Genomic DNA, 17,461 nt, shown 5'->3' with positions numbered 1-17,461 from the left:
ATGCCAAAGTGGTAAGTGACTCTCAACACCTAAACTTACCGACCATTCGTTCAATAATAAAGTCGCGGGTCAGCAAATTTTCACAATTGCACTTTTTCAACCCTTGGCCATCCGGGCTGCTCCTGGCTGTTCTAATTGCCTTTTATCCCACGCGGTGTCCAATCGATTCCATGTCAGTGGTTGATATTAGAAATTGATTCGAATACCCTCTGGTACTTAACCGACTCTGGGAAAATCCCAGATCGTGGACCGCGGCCAAGGCGACGAATTACTTCCTGGCCTTTGGACGATCGGTCGACGGAAAGCTGAAAACGACGGAGCAGCGATGCAACCGGAAAATAGCCAGCCAAACGACTACACGAATACCCATAATTTCACTCCAGACCTTGACCATGACATTGGTCCGGACATGAACACCCAAGAAGGCCGGCAAGAAGTACGCAAGGCCACCGCCGCTTCGGCCATGGGTAATATGACAGAATGGTTCGACTACGGTGTCTACGCCGTAGCCGTCACCTATATCACCGCCCACTTCTTCCCCACCGAGGGCGGCACCTTCATGGCTCTGGCCACCTTCGCCCTCTCCTTCCTGGTCCGCCCGATTGGCGGCCTGGTCTGGGGCCCACTGGGCGACAAGCTGGGACGCAAGAAGATTTTGGCGTTGACCATTATCTTGATGTCCCTGGCCACCTTCCTCATCGGCGTACTGCCGACCTTTGAAACCATTGGCATCGCCGCACCAATTCTGCTGGTGCTGCTGCGCATGGTCCAGGGCTTCTCCACCGGCGGCGAATACGGCGGCGCGGCCACGTTCATGGCAGAATATGCGCCGGACCGCAAGCGCGGATTCTTCGGCTCATTCTTGGAATTCGGCACCTTGGGCGGTTTCGCCTTGGGTACGGCCGTGATGCTTGGCCTGCAGGTGATGCTCAGCGAAGAAGCCATGATGGCTTATGGCTGGCGTATTCCATTCTTCCTCGCATTGCCAATGGGCCTGATCGGCCTCTACCTGCGTAGCAAGCTGGAGGACACCCCGGTCTTCCAGGAGATCGAAGCAGCCGGCGAAGCCCAGCAGGGCGGTTCGCTCAAGGAACTGGTAATGACCTACTGGCGCCCGATGCTGACCATGACCGGTCTGGTCATCGCACTGAACGTCGTGAACTACACGCTGCTCAGCTACATGCCTACCTATCTGGAAACCCAGCTGGGATTGGATCCCAACGCTTCGCTGGCCACCATCTTGATTGGTGAGGTAGCGATGATGGCGGTCATTCCATTTGCCGGCTCGCTCTCTGACCGGGTCGGGCGAAAACCAATGTGGTACGCCTCGGTGATCGGCTTGTTCGTGCTGGCGCTGCCAATGTTCTGGCTGATGGGCCAGTCCTTCGCCTTGGCCATTGTCGGCTTCGCAGTACTGGGCCTGCTCTATATTCCACAGCTAGCCACGATTACCGCAACCTTCCCGGCCATGTTCCCTTCCCATGTGCGTTTCGCAGGCTTTGCCATCACCTACAACATCGCTACAGCGATCTTCGGTGGCACCGCAGCCATGGTCAACGAGGCAGCGATCAATGCCACCGGCTTCCTGCTCTTCCCAGCCATCTACATGATGGCAGCATGTGTCATTGGTGCGATCGCCATCAAGTTCATGCCGGAAACCGCAGGTGCTTCGCTGCGCGGCACCGAGATCCCCGATGCATTGGACACCGGCATCCTCGCTGCAGTGAAGCAGGATGAAACCCGAACCTCCTAAGCACTCGAACACAACAGCCAAGGGGCGCATCTGCATTATGCAGATGCGCCCCTTGGCTGTTTCAGGCGAGTTGGTTCCCCGCTTAGAAATTGGTGCTCGATTTGGCATGCTTGCGGGCGAAACGCCAGCCGATCCACAGCACCACGGCAAACAGCGGAATCGTGGCGATGGTGTAGAGCCCTACCGGGAAGACCTCACCATTTTCTCCGGTCAGGGTATCGAAGGAAATCAGCACGGTGATGATCAGCAAGCTGACCAGGCCAACCCAACCAGTAACCGGAGAGCCTGGCATGGGCAGTGACGACACCGCGCCCTTCTTGCGGCGCAGCATCAGCTGGCAGCCGAAGATCGAAGCCCAGGTGAACAGCACGCCGATGGAGGCGGTGTTCAACGCAAGGTCGAAGGCGAAGGATTCACCAAGCCAGATGTTCAAGATGACCCCGGCCAGGTAAACCACGCCCACGGTAATGATGCCGGCGGAAGGAACAAAATGCTTGTTCATTTTCGACAGCCACTGCGGAGCATGCCCGTTCCCGCTCATGGTGCGCAGAATGCGTCCAATGGAGTACAACCCGGAATTGCATGAAGACAGCGCGGCGGTGATGACCACCAAGTTCATCGCACTGCCAACCCAGCCCAGCCCCATCTTCTCGAAGACAGTCACAAACGGGCTCACCCCGGATTCGTATTCATGCCAGGGCAGCACCATGGCCAACAGCGAAACACTGCCTACGTAGAAGACCAGGATGCGGACTACTACGGCGCGGATCGCAGAGGGAACTTCCTTTTCTGGGTTCTCCATCTCACCGGCGGCAATACCCACCAGTTCAATGGCGTTGTAGGCGAAGATCACCGCGTTCAGCACCAGGATGCTGACAAAGAAGCCGCGAGGGAACAAGCCACCTTGGCCATTCTCGTCTCCGATAAAGAGATTGGAAACCGATGCTGTGTGCTCCCCTACCTGCGCATTGGTCACCACCATGTAGATGCCCACCGCCAGGAACAAGATAATCGCGGTGACCTTGATGCACGCTGCCCAGAATTCAAATTCGGCAAAGGCCTTGGCGCTGAACAGGTTAATTGACACCAGCAGCAGCAACGCGCAGAACGCCGAAACGGTGACCGGGATATTCGGGAAGAAGTATTGGAAGTACAAGCCAATCGCTATCAGCTCCGCAATGCCGGTCATGATCCAATTCAGCACGTACATCCAGCCGGAAACGAAAGCGCCCTTGGGACCGAAGAGCTCAGCCGCGTAGGAGACAAAGGATCCGGAGGTCTGCCGATACATGATCAGCTCTCCCAACGCCCGCATCAGCAGGTAGGCCAGCGCACCGGCTACCAGATAGGACAGCACCAGGGCCGGACCGGTGGATGCCAACCGGCCACCGGAGCCCATGAACAATCCCACACCAATGGCTCCGCCAATGGCGATCATCTGGACGTGGCGACGGCTCAGGGATTTCTTATAACCCTCTGCGCTGATTTCTGCATCTTCCCGGTGATGCACTCCAGATGGCATAGATGAACTCCTGACTCACTGGTCCAGAGGCTGAACCGGTACAAAAATCGTGAAATGAATCCCGTGATCCAAAAGGCGGGCTGAAGCGTGGCGGCGGAAATATCGCGCCCATTTGCGTCTTAAGCCGTGAAAAGTCTACGCCTGCTTTCTTAGAGTTCGGCACGAAACCGACTAGCATGCATAGGGTGAGTAGCCTGAATAATTCCGTTTTGCCCAAGAAGGTCTCTGATGTCTTCGATCCACAGCGCTGGCGCTTGGTTGAAGGCTTCGACTTCACCGACATTACCTACCATCGCCAGGTGGAGCGTGACGCCCAGGGAAACATCGTGCGAGACCTGCCTACCGTGCGCATCGCTTTCGACCGCCCAGAGGTGCGCAATGCCTTCCGCCCGCACACCGTAGATGAGCTCTACCGGGCCATGGACCATGCACGGATGACCAGCGATGTCGCTACCGTGATCTTGACCGGCAACGGTCCGTCGGAAAAAGACGGCGGACATGCCTTCTGCTCCGGCGGGGACCAGCGCATTCGCGGCCGCGACGGCTACCGCTATGCCGAGGGTGAGACCCGCGAGTCCATCGACCCGGCCCGTGCCGGACGCCTGCACATCTTGGAAGTCCAGCGCCTGATGCGCACCATGCCCAAGGTGGTGCTGTGCGTGGTCAACGGCTGGGCCGCCGGCGGCGGGCATTCGCTGCACGTGGTCTCAGACCTGACCATCGCCTCGAAGCAGAACGGCAAGTTCAAGCAGACCGACGCAACCGTCGGCTCCTTCGACGCCGGCTACGGTTCAGCCTTGCTGGCCCGCCAGGTAGGGCAGAAGACCGCTCGCGAGATCTTCTTCCTGGCCCGCGAATACTCGGCCGACGACATGGTCCGCATGGGTGCGGTCAACGAATCGGTGGAGCACGGGCGCCTGGAAGAAGTGGCATTGGAATACGCGGCAGATATTGCCCGCCAATCGCCACAGGCCATCCGCATGCTGAAGTTCGCCTTCAACCTGGCCGATGACGGCTTGGCCGGGCAGCAGGTCTTCGCCGGTGAAGCCACCCGCATGGCCTACATGACCGATGAAGCAGTGGAAGGACGCGACGCGTTCTTGGGCAAGCGCGACCCTGACTGGTCCAACTACCCTTACTACTTCTAAATCGTCGGCGAAGGAACGAGAACCGGATATGGACGCACAACTAGCAGAACTGCTGGCAGCCTTGGCCGACGCGGCCAACGACGAGGGCCCGGCCGTTGAGGTATTGGCCGATGAGTCCAGCCCCCGCGGCTGGCGCATCCAGTACCTTTCGGCCTCGGACCTGCCGGGCTTCGAGCAGCCCATGGCAGTGGTGCGCACCTCCGGTTCCACCGGCCGGGCCAAGCGCACGGTGCTCAGCGTCTCGGCTCTGGCATCCAGTGCGCAGGCCACGGCCGAGTTCCTCGGCTTTGAAGGCCAGTGGCTGCTGGCCTTGCCGGTGCACTATGTCGCCGGCTTGAGCGTGCTGACCCGTTCCCTGTTCGCTGGCACCAAGCCGGTGGTGATGGACACGACCGGCAGCTTCTCGGCCACCGCCTTCACCGCGGCAGCCAATGAAATGATCGACACACGCCGGATCACCTCGTTGGTGCCCACCCAGCTTGCCCGGCTGCTGGATCAGCCCAGCGCACAGACCTTGCAGGCGCTGAAGCGTTTTGACGCGATCCTGCTTGGCGGTGCGCGGGCCAGCAAGGATCTGCTGGTCTCAGCCCGCCATCATGGGCTGAAGATTTTCCAGACCTACGGTTCGTCGGAAACCTCCGGCGGATTGGTCTACAACGGCGCGGCCCTGCCCGGGGTCACCCTGGCAGAACATGATGGACGCATCTGGGTCGCCGGGCCGATGCTGGCCGATGGCTATGCTAATGCGCCCGAGGCTACGGCCGAGCATTTCGTCGAACGCGATGGGACCCGCTGGTACCTCACCGATGATTTGGGCACCGTTGACGGTGCGCGGCTGAAAATCATTGGACGCATCGACGATGTGATCAATTCCGGAGGCGTCAAGCTCTCAGCATCGAAAATTGAAGGGCTGCTCGAAGAATTCTTCTCCCAAACTCTGGTGGTTCCGGTGCCCGATACGCAATGGGGCCAAAGCGTCGGCTTGGCTTATTCGGGGCCGACAAGCACCACCGAGGCCTTCGATGCGGTGCGCCGGACCTTGGGCAAGGAAGCGGTCCCCAAGCACGTGCGGCACTACCCCCAGGGCTTGCCGCAGCTGCCTAATGGCAAGTTCAACCGGCAACAAGTCATCGAGGAACTAGGCATCCGCGGCTAGCCTCGATTCGCCTTGCACGCCTAATCGCGGGAAACTAGAGGGTACGAGTTTTTATTTGCCCTTGAAAGGACAGAAAGTGGCCACACTTTCCCAGTGGGTTTCTGGAGCGCGCTTGCGCACCTTGCCTATCGTCATTGCCCCGGTTGTCATTGGCACCGCGGCTGCGCTCGGTGAAGCAGAAACCGTTCATTGGTTCCGTTTCGTCTTGGCCCTGCTGGTGGGCCTGCTGCTGCAGGTAGGGGTGAACTATTCCAACGACTACTCCGATGGCATCCGCGGCACCGATGATGAACGCGTGGGCCCGCTGCGTCTGACCGGTTCCAAGCTCACCGCACCGAAGAACGTACGCAACGCCGCCTTCGGCTGCTTCGGCCTGGCCGCGATCTGCGGGCTGGTTCTGGTTGTGCTCTCCTCGGCGTGGCCGCTGCTGCTGGTTGGAGTTGCCGCGATCTTCGCCGCCTGGGGCTACACCGGCGGCAAGAACCCTTACGGCTACCGTGGCCTGGGCGATATCTACGTCTTCATCTTCTTCGGCTTGGTTGCCACCTTGGGCACCACTTACACCCAGATCAACCAGCTGACCCTCCCGTCCCTGTGGGGAGCTATCGGCACCGGCCTGATTGGCTGCGCACTGCTGATGGCCAACAACGTCCGGGACATCCCCACCGATAAAGAGGTCGGGAAGATCACCCTGGCGGTCCGCCTGGGTGAACACAATGCCCGCCTGAGCTACGTGCTGATGCTGGCCCTGGCCATCTTGCTGCCCTTGCTGGCCACCGGCAATTTCCCATGGATGTGGCTGATCCTGATCACCTTCATCCCTGCGGTGGCTCCGTCGCTGCTGATGTTGCGTGAGCAGAAGCTGTCCAACCTGGTGCTGGTGCTCAAGCAGACCGGCATCGTGAACATGGTGTACGCCCTGCTCTTCGCCTTGGCTATCGTCATCGAGGTTTTCGCTTAGCCGCCGTCGAACACTGCGCAAAAAGGCCTTGGGCTGGCCGGATCATCTGATCCGGCCAGCCCAAGGCCTTTAAAAGTTCATCCCGCCAGAGCTGCTGGCGTGGGTACAGTTCGTGGCAAATCCGCGCACGGCAAGTTAGTTGGCCTGCGGACCGTGCTTGCGCTGGGATTCGTCGAATTCATCTTCAACTGCTTCATCAGCCAGCTGCATCTTGGTCTTGTTCGCCGAGGTCTTATTGAAGGCCTTGCGGACGTCTTCGTTCGCTTGTAGACGAAGTTTATTGAAGAAAAGATAGGCCACCGCGAAGGCCACGATCAGGCCGATAATTCCGGAAACGAAGATTGGCCACTTCAGACCCATCCAGAGGCCGGCGAAAACGGCGAGGAAAATGCCCAAACGGATAACGGTATATTTCACAAACTGCATAGTCTCAAGTCTACCGATGAACCTGTGAACAGGAATATCACTAGAATGGAGGCATGGTCCGCTTCTTAATTTTCGCCGCAGTGGTTTCGGTTGCTTTGACGATCTACACCTTGATCGAATGCGCACGCGCTGATAACCGCAGCGTTCGTTCGCTGCCTAAGCCTGCGTGGTTCGCGGTCATCATTCTCCTTCCGCTGATCGGAGCCGGATTGTGGTTCATTTTGGGCCGTCCGGTTGCCGCCCAAGCTGCCACGGCGACCAAGTCCATGGCTCCAGATGATGACGAGGATTTCCTTCGCCAGCTTGAGGTCTGGCGTCGACAGCAGCAACGTGAAGCCGAGGCGGCTGCACGTGAGCAAGAACTCAAAGATGGCGAGCAGAAGCCGAAGCCTGAAACGAAGCGTCCAGCCAAGCCTGAGGCCACTGAGCCCACTGCAGACCCTGAACGCAAGAACAAGTCCGAGGGCACCGAGAACGGCCCCGCGGACACCGAGACACCCTAGCTTCTTCTAAGCATCCAGCCTGAAGCCCAGCAGCGCAGCCCAGCGCCTGCTGGGCTTTGCTGTACCCCGGGTGCAGCCGTCAGCGCTGCGCAGCGCTCCAGGCGGTGCACAAGGGCCGTTAACGAACGCAGCGAGCGTTTCCCCAAGGAAGGGGAAACGCTCGCTGCGTGCGGGGTTGAACTGGCTTAGACGCCGGCGTAGGAGTGCAGGCCGTCGAAGAAAATGTTCACGATGGTGAAGTTGAAGATCACGCACAGGAAGCCTATGATCGACAACCAGGCCGAACGCGGGCCGGTCCATCCACCGGTGGCGCGGGCGTGCAGGTAGCCTGCGTAGACCACCCAGATCACGAAGGACCAGACTTCTTTCGGATCCCAGCCCCAGTAGCGGCTCCACGCGGCTTCAGCCCAGATGGCGCCGGCAATCACGGTGAAGGTCCACATCACGAAGCCGATGGTGTTGATGCGGTAGGCGAAGTTCTCCAGTGCACCGGCACCTGGCACCACGCGCATGAATGGCAGCTTGTCGCTCTGGCCGGCAGCCAGGCGGTTCATGCGGGCGTGCTGCACCAGCTGCAGCACATTCATGGCGAAGCTGATGGCAAACAGTGCCGAGGCCAGCACTGCGATGGATACGTGGATGACGATCCATGGTGACTGCAGGGCTGGAACCAGGTGGCCAACTGGAGTTGGGAAGCCGATGGTCGCACCGCACAGCATCAAGGTCACCAGGCCGGAGATGAACGAGCCCAGGAAGCGCAGATCCTTGAAGAACAGCACAATCAGGAAGACGAAGGCCACCACGAAAGCACCGGTGGAAAGGAACTCGTACATGTTGCCCCATGGCACACGGTTTGCGGCCACCGCACGGGCAATGACGGCCCCGCCGTGCAGGACCGCTGCCAGCCACATCAGCACCACGGCGATGCGCGCGGTGGGGCGCTTGGCCGAGAACTGCGTGTATTCCATCTTGTCGGTCACGATGTGCTCACCGACGTTATCTGCACGCTGCACAGCGGTGCGACGTGAACGGCCCTTGCCACCCACTGCGCTGCTGCCCACGCTGACCAGCAGTTCCTCATCACGCTTGAGCGCTTCGGAATCCATTTCGCTGATGGACTTGTTGGTCTTGGCCAGGTCCAAAGCGAAAATGATGAAGACTACGCCATAGACCATGGCGGCCAGCAGCATGAACAGCTGACTGTATTCACCCAGCGTTTCATTGATGGGCGCTAAGGCCCCGGCGTTACCCATTTACTGCTCCTTGGTTCTGATCCTGGCTGGCCAGTGGCCAAGCCTTATCGAAGATCTTTTGTAGTTCTGCAGCTTCGCGTTCCAGGCGTGGATCTTCACCACGTGCCAGCATTGCATATTCGATAGTACGCTTGCCGTTTTCATGCTTCAGCTTTACCCAAACGCGGCGACGCGGGGTGAACAGCGAGACTGCCAAGCCAATCAGTGCCAGACCTGAGAAAATGCCGATTGGCAGCTTTCCCGGGTCGTAGTTGATGTCCAGCGCAACGTAGCGCTTCAGGTCGTCAAAGGTAATCGATCCCTTGCCGTTTGGCAGTTCGTAGGTCTGCCCGGCTTCGAGGATGATGCCGCCGGCATCCAGATCACGGCTGTTGAGCGGATCCATCTTGTCGGTGTCCAGTACGAACACGTTCTGCGGATTTCCATCGTCCAAGCCGAGGTCTCCGAAGTAGGAGTTCAGGTGAAGCTGCGGGTTGATGGCATTGGGATCCCCAGAGATGCCGAATCCGTTTTCATCCACCAGCGCGGTGGGAAGCAGGAAGCCTTGGAAGCCCAGCTGCGAAGGTTCAGCATCTGGCACTTTCAAGACGAACATCGAGGTATAGACCGAATCCTGGGGAATCGAGACCGCTGGACCGGAATAGGAAACATTTCCTTTGCCGTCCTTGACGGTGATCACCGGTGCGTAGCCATTGCCGACCAGGTACACATCGCCACCGCTGATACGCAGCGGGTGGTTGACCTTCAGGTCGTCCTCTTCAGGCTGAGCATCAGCGGAGTCGCGCACGGTGACGTGGGCGGTGAAGTCCAGCGGCTGGCCGAAGTGGCTTTCGGATTCGCGGTCGAAGATGATGTCGAATTTATCCAGGGTCACCGCGAAAGGCGGCAGGTTATCGGCGTTGAATCCGGTGCCTGGGGTGAAGGAGTCGTAGCTGACCAGCGAGTTGACGAAGGTTTCTCCCTCGACCACCACGCGCTGGCCGGTGTAGCCATAGGCTCCGCCGATGGCGGCCGAAGCGAGCACTCCCATCAGGGAAATGTGGAAGACAAGGTTACCGATTTCCCGGGTGTAGCCGCGTTCGGCGGCAACCGATTCACCGGTTGCATCACTGCGTCGTTCCACGCGGTAGCCGCGCTTCTTCAGGATCTTGAAGGAATCCTCGATGACCTGCGCATCGGTTGGGGTGTCCGCTTCGCCTTCAAGAATTTCGTGCGATTCGTACTGCGGCAGGCGTTCAAGCCGAGCAGGGGTGCGTGGCGGCGGCGTGCGCAGTGCCTTGGCATGCTTCTTCACACGCGGGACGATGCAGCCAATGAGCGAGATGAACAGCAGGATGTAGATCGCGGAGAACCACACCGAGGAGTACACCTCGAACATCTGGAATCGATCCAGCCATGGGCCAGCGACGGTGTGCTGTTCCAGGTACTGGGCGACAGATTCAGGGTTTGCATCGCGCTGCGGGAAAATGGAGCCGGGTACCGCAGCGACCGCGAGCAGCAACAGCAAGAACAATGCTGTTGGCATCGATGTCAGCTGGGTCCAGATCCAGCGCAGGGAGCCGACGAATCCCAAGGCAGGCGCGTCACCGCTCCCCTTGGACTTCCGTTGTTGTTTCGCCATTAAATTGGCAACCTCACTTCATTGGCAAACCAGTTTTGCAGTTCTGCGACCCACGTACCCCACAGGCCGGTCATCATGACCACGCCCAGGGCAATGAGTAGCGCCCCGCCCAAACGCATAATGAAAAGTTGATGCTTGCGGAAGAATCCCAGTGCCTGCATGCCGCGTTGCATTCCCATCCCGATCAGGATGAAGGGCAATCCCAGGCCCAGGCAGTAGAACACCGTCAGCAGGGTTCCGCGTCCAACGTTGGCATCCACGCCAGTGGACATGATCAATACCGCGCTCAAGGTCGGTCCGATGCACGGTGCCCAGCCCAGCCCGAAGGTCAAGCCCAGTACCGGGGCTCCCCACAGTCCTGCTGGTGGGCGCTTGTGGATCTTGCGATCGCGCTGCATCCAGGAGAAGCCGCCCATGAACACGATGCCCATGAAGACCACCACCAGGCCCAATGCCTGAGTGACCCAGGAGCCGTTGAATTTCAGCCATGAGGTGGCCTGGCTGAAGAGCACTCCGGCGGCGATGAACACCACGGAGAATCCCAAGACGAACAGCAATACGCCCAGAACCACGCGGCCACGGCGGTGTTCCTTCAGATCCGCGCCGGTCAGCCCGGTGACATAGCCGAGATAGCCCGGCACCAGCGGTAGCACGCAGGGCGAAAGGAAGGAGACCAATCCGGCCAGCAATGCCACCGGGGCGGCAAGGAGCAACGACCCGTCCAGGACGATGTCGGCGAATGGATTAGTGGTCACTGATCAGCTCACAACTCTTCGGTCAGAGCGGTGTTGATCAATGACTTGAGCGTGCTCGGCTCCACGGCACCGATGACGCGGGCGCGGACCCGGCCTTGGCGGTCCAGCACCAGGGTGGATGGAACAGCTTGCAGCGGAACGTATTTGGTCATCGCGAGCTGGATGTTCCCATCGGTATCCTGAATCGACTCATAAGGAATCTCGAAGGTGCGTTCAAAGGCCTTGGCAGCTTCGGCTTCATCGCGCACGTTGACGCCGATGAATTCGACCTTCTCGCCAAACTCTTCAGCGATTTTCTTCAAATCCGGTGCCTCGATACGGCACGGTGCGCAGGCGGCATACCAGAAGTTCATCACGACCGGCTTGCCCTGCCACTGCGTGAAATCGATGTCGGTGCCGTGGTAGGTGGACGCCTTGATGGTGACCGGTTCGCTGCGCTTGGCAACTTCGTATTCTTCAACGGCGCCATCGCCGGCAATGTAGTTCTTGCCGTCGCCGCTGTTGGCTTGTGCGGTCAGCGCATCTTCCTTGCCGCTGCAGGCAGCCAGCGGCACTACGGCCGCGGCAACCAGGAGCGTACGCAGCATGGTGCGGCGGCTGAACGGGCCAGGATTGGGCACAGGATCTGTCATTTTGCTTTAGGCTCCCGGAATATTCGCCGCGCCGGCTAGCAGCTCGGGGCACGGTTCGGTGTAACGCACGGAGACCAATTCGTCTCCTTCGAAATCAAAGCTGGTGATCGAAGCCAGTGTGCACTCGCGCTGGCGCGGATCATGCCACAGCGGCTTCTTCTCGGCGTCGCGGCGGGTGACCCAAATCGGCAGCTGGTGGCTGACGATGATGACTTCCGCCCCTTCGCCATGTTCAGCCACCGCGGCTTTGCGGTGCTCCGCCATGGCGGTGCGCATGCGCGCTACCTGCTCGGCATATGGTTCGCCCCACGAGGGCTTTAACGGATTGACCAGCAGCGGCCAGTATTTTGGCTTGCGCAGATGCTCGGCGACTTTGGACAGCCCCTGGAGCTTGTTGCCAGCTTCAACCACGCGCTCATCGGTGTGAATCTCCAAGCCCAAGGCCTTGGATGCCGGAGCAGCGGTCTGCTGGGCACGGACCAGCGGCGAGGCGACCAACCGAACGACGTTGCCGCCTTCGGCTTGGCGCTTGGCAAAATATTCGCCTGCCCCGTCAGCCATCTGGAACCCGAGTTCCGAGAGCCCGAAGCCGGGGATCCGGCCGTAGAGCATACGGTCAGGGTTGAAAACTTCCCCATGGCGCAACAAATGGACAGTCGATAAAGGCATGCTCCCAGTGTCTCAAATATTCGATGCAAAAGAGGCAATATGTGGCCACCGTCAACTATTCACAGGACACGCATTGGAATCCCATATGGAAAAACCATCCTTTCGGAGGGCTTGCTCACAATCCTCTGCCACTACGCTTGGTAATAAGACAGTTCGACCCAGAAGGATGCACCATGAGCAATAACGATCCTAACCAGCCGGGACAGCCATACAACCCGGATTCCGCGGGCCAGGGTTCGCAGCAGAACCCGTACGGCGAAAACCCTTACGGCCAGCAGCCCTCGGCTGCCGGGCAGAACCCGTACGGACAGAATCCCAATCCTTATGGGCAGCCGCAGGCACCGGGCTACGACCAGTACGCTGCCCAGGGCGGCTATGCCGCGGTGCAACCACCGGTCGAGCGTCCTCGGACCTTGGCTATTGCTTTCGGGCTGATCATGCTTGCAGGTATTTTCAGTGCCCTCAGCAGCTGGCTGATGGCCACCTCCAACATGATGGCCAACATGATCGGCCAGCAGTGGTCGCTGGTTCAGGAAGAATTCCAGAACCAGATGCAAAGCACCCCGGGGATGAACAAGGATCCGCTCGTTGAACAGATGATGCAAAGTCCTGAAGCTTTCATGGCCCAGGTCAATTCGATGATCTCCAGCTTCGTGATTGTCGGCATGATCATTACCTTGGGCCTGTACTTCCTGGTGGGCTTCTTCGTTGGCCGCGGCGTAGGTGGCATGCGCATTCTCGCCACGATCCTTGCAGCGCTTTCACTGCTGAATCTGGTCACCACGGTTCCAATGGTCAGCATGTTCGCTGATACCCAAGCAGGCCTGATCAACGCGGTGTACGTAGTGGGAATCTTGCTGGGCGTTGCCGGCGTAGTCTTTGCCTGGCTGCGTCCATCCTCGGAGTACATTGCCCAGCGCCGCATGGCCCGCCGGGCTGGCTACCGCTAAACGCGCGCTGGGGTTTGCCTTCTAAGCCCAGAAGCACGAAAAGGCGTAGCTGCCTCATCCGCAATAAGGATGAGGCAGCTACGCCTTTCGTCGTTAGCGCAGGTCTAGTCTTGCGCTCAGCCTTGGACCGCGAGGTAAGCCAGGATCTGCAGTTCGGTGGACAGATCCACGCGGCGCAGATTCATTCCCTCTGGAACGCGCAGCGGCTTAGGTGCGAAGGACAGGACCGAGCGGACAGAGAGCTCAGCTAGTTCGTAAACCAGGTCCTGGGCGGCATCGCCAGGGATTGCCAGCACGGCAATGTTGATTTCTTCGCGCTGGACAACGTTTGCCAGGTCTGCGATGGCTTCCACGTGCAGCTCGCCAACTGCTTTGCCCTCCAGCGCAGGGTCGATATCCAAGATGGCCTTGACGTTGAAGCCGCGGGATTTGAAACCTGCATAGCCGCTCAGCGCGCGGCCGAGGTTACCTGCACCAAGGATGGCTACGCGCCAGTCCTGGTTCAAGCCCAGCGTGCGGCTGATATGTTCGGCAAGTTCACGGACCACGTAGCCGACCCCGCGGGTTCCATAAGAACCCAGCCAGGAAAGGTCCTTGCGCAGGATCGAGGGGTTCACGCCAGCTTCTTTGGCCAGCACCCCGGAACTGGTGCGTTCTAGTCCTTGGGCGTCCAAGGCATTTAGCGCGCGCAGGTACTGGGTCAGTCGAGCCAGCGTGGCCTCAGGCAACACCCGGGCTTCAAGCTCCGACATTTTCGTTCTCCCGCACTTTTCGGTGCTCTCTTCGAGCACAACGCAAAATCATTTATTCGGTAGCAGCTAGCTGCTCAGCAGCCGTTCCAGGCGTTGGGCATCGATGTGCCAGAAGTCCCGAACTTCGCCGTCGATCAGCAAGACTGGAACTTCCTCATGGTGCTTGGCAAGCAACTGCGGATCCTGGTCAATATCGAGTTCAGAGAATTCCATATGCAAGCGGCCCGTCACCTCAGCCACGGTTTCGCGTGCGGCCTGGCACAGGTGGCAGCCTTCTCGGACCAACAGCTGAATCTGATGCAAAGTACTCACCTGTCCATAATCTCACGAGCCGTAACCACGCTTAAACTTGGCGATGAAATAAACTGGATCAAATGCCTTCCATCGATCCTCACCTGAACCCGAATTCTTCCGTAGCTCCGGATACGGTTGCCGCTTTCTTCGACGTCGATAACACCCTGGTGCGTGGTGCGTCGCTGTATCTGCTGGCCCGCAAGCTCCATGAGCGCCGTTTCTTCCAGTTCCGTGAAATCCTCTGGTTCGCCCTGAAGCAATTGCGTTTTGCTGCACGCGGCGAACATCTAGGCGATATCCATCAGATTCGCGACCGTGCGCTGATGATGGTGCGGGGCATCCCGGTGTCCGAGATCGAGAAGATTGGAAACGAGATCTACGACGAATACATCGAGCCGAAGCTGTGGGCCGGTTCGGTGGCTATTGCGCGCCAGCATCGCACGGTGGGACGCGAGGTCTGGCTGGTCACGGCCACTCCCCTGGAAGTGGCGAATGTCATCTCAGATCGTTTGGAACTTACCGGTGCTTTGGGCACGGTAGTGGCCAGCGAGGACGGTTTTTACACCGGATCGCTGTCCAGCCCGATCCTGCATGCGGCGGAAAAGGCTCAGGCGGTACGCACCCTGGCCAAGGCTCGCGGCATCTCGCTATCCAAGTCCTGGGCCTACTCAGATTCCTACAATGATGTTCCGCTGCTTGAAGCTGTGGGCCATCCGGTGTGCATCAACCCCGATGCGCGGCTCCGTGCCTATGCCAAGCGCCGCGGATGGCAGGTCTATGACTTCCGGACCGGTCAGCGTGCCGCCAAACTCGGCCTGAAGACCGCTGGGGTGCTTGGGGCGCTCTGGGCGGCTCGACGTTCAATCCTGCGCCGTTCCGGCTCTTAGAAGGGCACTGAGCGGCTTTAGATAAAGCAATCGCCACCGTTCAACAGTTTCACTGTGAAGCGGTGGCGATGATTGCCTAGCGGCAAACGCTCAGAAGTAGATTTACTTCTTATTGCGACGCTGGTGGCGGGTCTTGCGAAGCAATTTGCGGTGCTTCTTCTTCGACATACGCTTGCGGCGCTTCTTGATAACAGAGCCCATAATGGTTCCTCACAAACTAAATAAATGCGTCAACCCCAAACGCCTGCTTGCGCGCGTGCACAAGGACAAGGTTGACCCGACGTTAAACGTTCCTTAACAGATTACCCGCTTTTCGGCCATGCTCTGACCATCGCGCGGACTATCGACCGTAAGAACCGGTACCGTGCTGCGGATCAATGGCCGCAGCATTCAAGTAAGATTCCACGGCGTTTTCCGGAACGCGATAGGAGCGACCGAACTGAACAGCAGGCAAGTCGCCTGCGTGGATCAGCCGATAAACGGTCATTTTGGAAACACGCATCATGTCGGCCACTTCGGCCACAGTCATGAAACGGGCTCCGGCAAAATTCTGTTTATCCGTCATGCGGGATAATCTCCTGACGCTGATCTCTAATTCGTCGCGTAAATAATAGCGAAGATGAACTTACACGGCTTTGGATCAACATCGACGGTTCAGGTTCACATTCGCTTTGCACTAGTCTAATCGCACTTTTGTAACTTTTGCATCACGAAACACACCTGTAGCCTTTTGAATCACATTTTTTGATGCTTAAACGAAACAATCCGTGGGTTTTCCCTGAGAATCCCCAGTGAAAACCCACGGATTGGATCAAATTCACTTACTAGATGACGCCCTGAGCCAGCATTGCATCAGCCACCTTCACGAAGCCAGCAATGTTTGCACCGGCAACATAGTTGCCTGGCATGCCGTATTCTTCTGCGGTGGCTGCACAGCTTGCGTGGATGCCGACCATGATCTCGCTCAGACGACGCTCAGTGTGCTCGAAGGTCCACGAGTCGCGGCTGGCGTTCTGCTGCATCTCCAGAGCCGAGGTAGCAACGCCACCGGCGTTAGCTGCCTTGCCCGGGCCAAAGAGCACCCCTGCGTCTTGGAAGATGGAAGTCGCTTCAGCGGTAGTAGGCATGTTGGCGCCTTCGGCCACGGCGATGGTGCCGGCAGCGACCATCTTCTTGGCAGCCGCGGCGCCCAGCTCGTTCTGGGTTGCACATGGCAAAGCCACGGTACCGGCAACGTCCCAGACGCTTCCTCCGGAAACGTACTTGACCTTCTTGCTGCCACGACGCTCGGCGTACTCAGAGATGCGTCCGCGCTCGACTTCCTTGATCTGGCGCAGCAACTCAAGGTCGATGCCGCCTTCATCAACGATGTAACCAGCCGAGTCGGAAGCGGTGACAACCTTCGCACCCAGTGACTGGGCCTTCTCGATGGCGTGGATTGCCACATTGCCCGAACCGGAGATGATCACGCGCTGGCCATCAAAGCTCTGACCGCGGGTCTTGAGCATTTCTTCGGTGAAGATCACTGCGCCGTAGCCGGTGGCTTCTGGGCGAACCAGAGAACCGCCCCAGCTCAGGCCCTTGCCGGTCAACACTCCGGACTCGTAGCGGTTGGTGATGCGCTTGTATTGGCCGAAGAGGTAGCCGATTTCGCGGCCGCCCACGCCGATGTCGCCTGCTGGCACGTCGGTGTACTCGCCGATATGGCGGTAAAGCTCGGTCATGAAGGACTGGCAGAAGCGCATGACTTCGCCATCAGACTTGCCGCGTGGGTCGAAGTCCGAGCCGCCCTTGCCGCCGCCGATAGGCATGCCGGTCAGCGAGTTCTTGAAGATCTGCTCGAAGCCCAGGAACTTGACGATGCCCAGGTATACCGATGGGTGGAAACGCAGACCGCCCTTGTATGGACCCAGAGCCGAGTTGAATTCGACGCGGAAGCCACGGTTGATCTGTACACGATTTTCATCGTCAACCCATGGCACGCGGAAGATGATCTGGCGTTCAGGTTCGCACAAACGCTGCAGGATCGCGGCCTCAGCGTATTCAGGATGCTTGATCGATACTGCTTCAAGGCTATCGAATACTTCTGTGACGGCCTGATGGAATTCTGCTTCGCCGGGATTGCGGCGGAAGACTTCGTCGCGAATCGTCGCTAAGTGCTTATCCAAGTTTTTCTCCT

19 protein-coding genes are annotated in these 17,461 nt (G+C 58.9%); 7 read left to right on the top strand and 12 right to left on the bottom strand.

Annotated features, from left to right (window positions below; genetic code table 11):
- The first annotated feature begins 325 nt into the window (after nt 1–325).
- A complete protein-coding gene (locus tag AB4Y71_RS03115) occupies nt 326–1,753 on the top strand; it encodes an MFS transporter (protein WP_441717896.1) in 1,428 nt (475 codons plus the stop codon).
- 82 nt (nt 1,754–1,835) lie between these two features.
- Here the strand turns inward: AB4Y71_RS03115 and AB4Y71_RS03110 are convergent, their stop codons facing one another.
- The gene (locus tag AB4Y71_RS03110; RefSeq protein ID WP_441717893.1) at nt 1,836–3,275 is read right to left on the bottom strand and encodes an amino acid permease; all 1,440 of its coding nucleotides are present in this window, start codon (nt 3,273–3,275) and stop codon (nt 1,836–1,838) included.
- A 185-nt stretch (nt 3,276–3,460) separates the two neighbouring features.
- Here AB4Y71_RS03110 and AB4Y71_RS03105 point away from each other — a divergent pair, with 185 nt between their 5' ends.
- From AB4Y71_RS03105 to AB4Y71_RS03095, 3 genes are all read left to right on the top strand, one after another.
- Nucleotides 3,461–4,423, top strand: coding sequence for a 1,4-dihydroxy-2-naphthoyl-CoA synthase (locus tag AB4Y71_RS03105; RefSeq protein ID WP_396231143.1), 963 nt, complete (start codon nt 3,461–3,463; stop codon nt 4,421–4,423).
- A 28-nt stretch (nt 4,424–4,451) separates the two neighbouring features.
- Complete coding sequence (locus tag AB4Y71_RS03100; protein WP_441717890.1) at nt 4,452–5,579, top strand: AMP-binding protein; 1,128 nt, start codon at nt 4,452–4,454, stop codon at nt 5,577–5,579.
- Between the two features lie 76 nt (nt 5,580–5,655).
- Entirely contained in the window at nt 5,656–6,540 is an 885-nt protein-coding gene (locus tag AB4Y71_RS03095) for a 1,4-dihydroxy-2-naphthoate polyprenyltransferase (protein WP_441717887.1), read from the top strand.
- A 135-nt stretch (nt 6,541–6,675) separates the two neighbouring features.
- Here AB4Y71_RS03095 and AB4Y71_RS03090 read toward each other — a convergent pair whose 3' ends face one another.
- Nucleotides 6,676–6,966, bottom strand: coding sequence for a DUF4229 domain-containing protein (locus tag AB4Y71_RS03090; RefSeq protein ID WP_013349793.1), 291 nt, complete (start codon nt 6,964–6,966; stop codon nt 6,676–6,678).
- Nucleotides 6,967–7,019: 53 nt separating this feature from the next.
- Between AB4Y71_RS03090 and AB4Y71_RS03085 the strand changes: the two genes are divergently transcribed.
- Nucleotides 7,020–7,469 carry a PLD nuclease N-terminal domain-containing protein gene (locus AB4Y71_RS03085; RefSeq protein ID WP_417364926.1) on the top strand — a complete coding sequence of 150 codons (450 nt, stop codon included), beginning with the start codon at nt 7,020–7,022 and terminating at the stop codon, nt 7,467–7,469.
- Nucleotides 7,470–7,654: 185 nt separating this feature from the next.
- On the opposite strand, the gene ccsB is transcribed toward AB4Y71_RS03085, so the two are convergent.
- From ccsB to AB4Y71_RS03060, 5 genes are read right to left on the bottom strand one after another with little or no spacing between them, the layout of a single operon-like run.
- Nucleotides 7,655–8,722, bottom strand: coding sequence for a c-type cytochrome biogenesis protein CcsB (ccsB, locus tag AB4Y71_RS03080; protein WP_013349795.1), 1,068 nt, complete (start codon nt 8,720–8,722; stop codon nt 7,655–7,657).
- Nucleotides 8,715–10,343, bottom strand: a complete 1,629-nt coding sequence (gene resB / locus AB4Y71_RS03075; RefSeq protein WP_441717883.1) for a cytochrome c biogenesis protein ResB — start codon at nt 10,341–10,343, stop codon at nt 8,715–8,717. Before resB ends, ccsB begins: the two co-directional genes overlap by 8 nt.
- On the bottom strand, nt 10,343–11,098 hold the full coding sequence (locus tag AB4Y71_RS03070) for a cytochrome c biogenesis CcdA family protein (protein WP_441717881.1): 756 nt from the start codon (nt 11,096–11,098) through the stop codon (nt 10,343–10,345). The genes resB and AB4Y71_RS03070 overlap by 1 nt, the downstream gene beginning before the upstream one ends.
- Before the next feature lie 8 nt (nt 11,099–11,106).
- Nucleotides 11,107–11,730, bottom strand: coding sequence for a TlpA family protein disulfide reductase (locus tag AB4Y71_RS03065; protein ID WP_013349798.1), 624 nt, complete (start codon nt 11,728–11,730; stop codon nt 11,107–11,109).
- Nucleotides 11,731–11,736: 6 nt separating this feature from the next.
- Complete coding sequence (locus tag AB4Y71_RS03060) at nt 11,737–12,399, bottom strand: histidine phosphatase family protein (RefSeq protein ID WP_441717878.1); 663 nt, start codon at nt 12,397–12,399, stop codon at nt 11,737–11,739.
- A 173-nt stretch (nt 12,400–12,572) separates the two neighbouring features.
- Here AB4Y71_RS03060 and AB4Y71_RS03055 point away from each other — a divergent pair, with 173 nt between their 5' ends.
- On the top strand, nt 12,573–13,349 hold the full coding sequence (locus AB4Y71_RS03055; RefSeq protein WP_441717875.1) for a hypothetical protein: 777 nt from the start codon (nt 12,573–12,575) through the stop codon (nt 13,347–13,349).
- 116 nt (nt 13,350–13,465) lie between these two features.
- On the opposite strand, the gene AB4Y71_RS03050 is transcribed toward AB4Y71_RS03055, so the two are convergent.
- Both AB4Y71_RS03050 and AB4Y71_RS03045 read right to left on the bottom strand, forming a co-directional pair.
- Nucleotides 13,466–14,140, bottom strand: a complete 675-nt coding sequence (locus AB4Y71_RS03050) for a redox-sensing transcriptional repressor Rex (RefSeq protein WP_441717872.1) — start codon at nt 14,138–14,140, stop codon at nt 13,466–13,468.
- Nucleotides 14,141–14,167: 27 nt separating this feature from the next.
- Nucleotides 14,168–14,413: a glutaredoxin family protein gene (locus AB4Y71_RS03045; protein ID WP_102597309.1), complete on the bottom strand. Its 246-nt coding sequence runs from the start codon at nt 14,411–14,413 to the stop codon at nt 14,168–14,170.
- A gap of 62 nt (nt 14,414–14,475) precedes the next feature.
- On the opposite strand from AB4Y71_RS03045, the gene AB4Y71_RS03040 reads away from it, so the two are divergent.
- On the top strand, nt 14,476–15,282 hold the full coding sequence (locus AB4Y71_RS03040; protein ID WP_013349803.1) for an HAD family hydrolase: 807 nt from the start codon (nt 14,476–14,478) through the stop codon (nt 15,280–15,282).
- Nucleotides 15,283–15,384: 102 nt separating this feature from the next.
- Here the strand turns inward: AB4Y71_RS03040 and AB4Y71_RS03035 are convergent, their stop codons facing one another.
- From AB4Y71_RS03035 to gdhA, 3 genes are all read right to left on the bottom strand, one after another.
- The gene (locus tag AB4Y71_RS03035; RefSeq protein WP_005504750.1) at nt 15,385–15,483 is read right to left on the bottom strand and encodes a 30S ribosomal protein bS22; all 99 of its coding nucleotides are present in this window, start codon (nt 15,481–15,483) and stop codon (nt 15,385–15,387) included.
- A gap of 139 nt (nt 15,484–15,622) precedes the next feature.
- Nucleotides 15,623–15,847: a helix-turn-helix domain-containing protein gene (locus AB4Y71_RS03030; protein ID WP_013349804.1), complete on the bottom strand. Its 225-nt coding sequence runs from the start codon at nt 15,845–15,847 to the stop codon at nt 15,623–15,625.
- A gap of 259 nt (nt 15,848–16,106) precedes the next feature.
- Nucleotides 16,107–17,450 carry an NADP-specific glutamate dehydrogenase gene (gene gdhA, locus AB4Y71_RS03025; protein ID WP_013349805.1) on the bottom strand — a complete coding sequence of 448 codons (1,344 nt, stop codon included), beginning with the start codon at nt 17,448–17,450 and terminating at the stop codon, nt 16,107–16,109.
- Nucleotides 17,451–17,461: the final 11 nt, after the last annotated feature.

Origin of the sequence: Glutamicibacter sp. MCAF14 (assembly GCF_052114325.1) — a bacterium.
Classification (GTDB): domain Bacteria; phylum Actinomycetota; class Actinomycetes; order Actinomycetales; family Micrococcaceae; genus Glutamicibacter; species Glutamicibacter arilaitensis.
The sequence above is the reverse complement of the archived record's forward strand: the minus strand, read 5'-3'. Positions and strand labels throughout refer to the sequence as shown.

Bases quoted from the DNA above. Each gene is read 5' to 3' on its own strand.
- AB4Y71_RS03055 (WP_441717875.1), top strand. From the start codon at position 12,573: ATGAGCAATAACGATCCTAACCAGCCGGGACAGCCATACAACCCGGAT.
- AB4Y71_RS03065 (WP_013349798.1), bottom strand. From the start codon at position 11,730: ATGACAGATCCTGTGCCCAATCCTGGCCCGTTCAGCCGCCGCACCATG.
- AB4Y71_RS03030 (WP_013349804.1), bottom strand. From the start codon at position 15,847: ATGACGGATAAACAGAATTTTGCCGGAGCCCGTTTCATGACTGTGGCC.
- AB4Y71_RS03110 (WP_441717893.1), bottom strand. From the start codon at position 3,275: ATGCCATCTGGAGTGCATCACCGGGAAGATGCAGAAATCAGCGCAGAG.
- AB4Y71_RS03060 (WP_441717878.1), bottom strand. From the start codon at position 12,399: ATGCCTTTATCGACTGTCCATTTGTTGCGCCATGGGGAAGTTTTCAAC.
- AB4Y71_RS03035 (WP_005504750.1), bottom strand. From the start codon at position 15,483: ATGGGCTCTGTTATCAAGAAGCGCCGCAAGCGTATGTCGAAGAAGAAG.
- ccsB (WP_013349795.1), bottom strand. From the start codon at position 8,722: ATGGGTAACGCCGGGGCCTTAGCGCCCATCAATGAAACGCTGGGTGAA.
- AB4Y71_RS03115 (WP_441717896.1), top strand. From the start codon at position 326: ATGCAACCGGAAAATAGCCAGCCAAACGACTACACGAATACCCATAAT.
- resB (WP_441717883.1), bottom strand. From the start codon at position 10,343: ATGGCGAAACAACAACGGAAGTCCAAGGGGAGCGGTGACGCGCCTGCC.
- AB4Y71_RS03085 (WP_417364926.1), top strand. From the start codon at position 7,020: ATGGTCCGCTTCTTAATTTTCGCCGCAGTGGTTTCGGTTGCTTTGACG.
- AB4Y71_RS03100 (WP_441717890.1), top strand. From the start codon at position 4,452: ATGGACGCACAACTAGCAGAACTGCTGGCAGCCTTGGCCGACGCGGCC.
- AB4Y71_RS03040 (WP_013349803.1), top strand. From the start codon at position 14,476: ATGCCTTCCATCGATCCTCACCTGAACCCGAATTCTTCCGTAGCTCCG.
- AB4Y71_RS03090 (WP_013349793.1), bottom strand. From the start codon at position 6,966: ATGCAGTTTGTGAAATATACCGTTATCCGTTTGGGCATTTTCCTCGCC.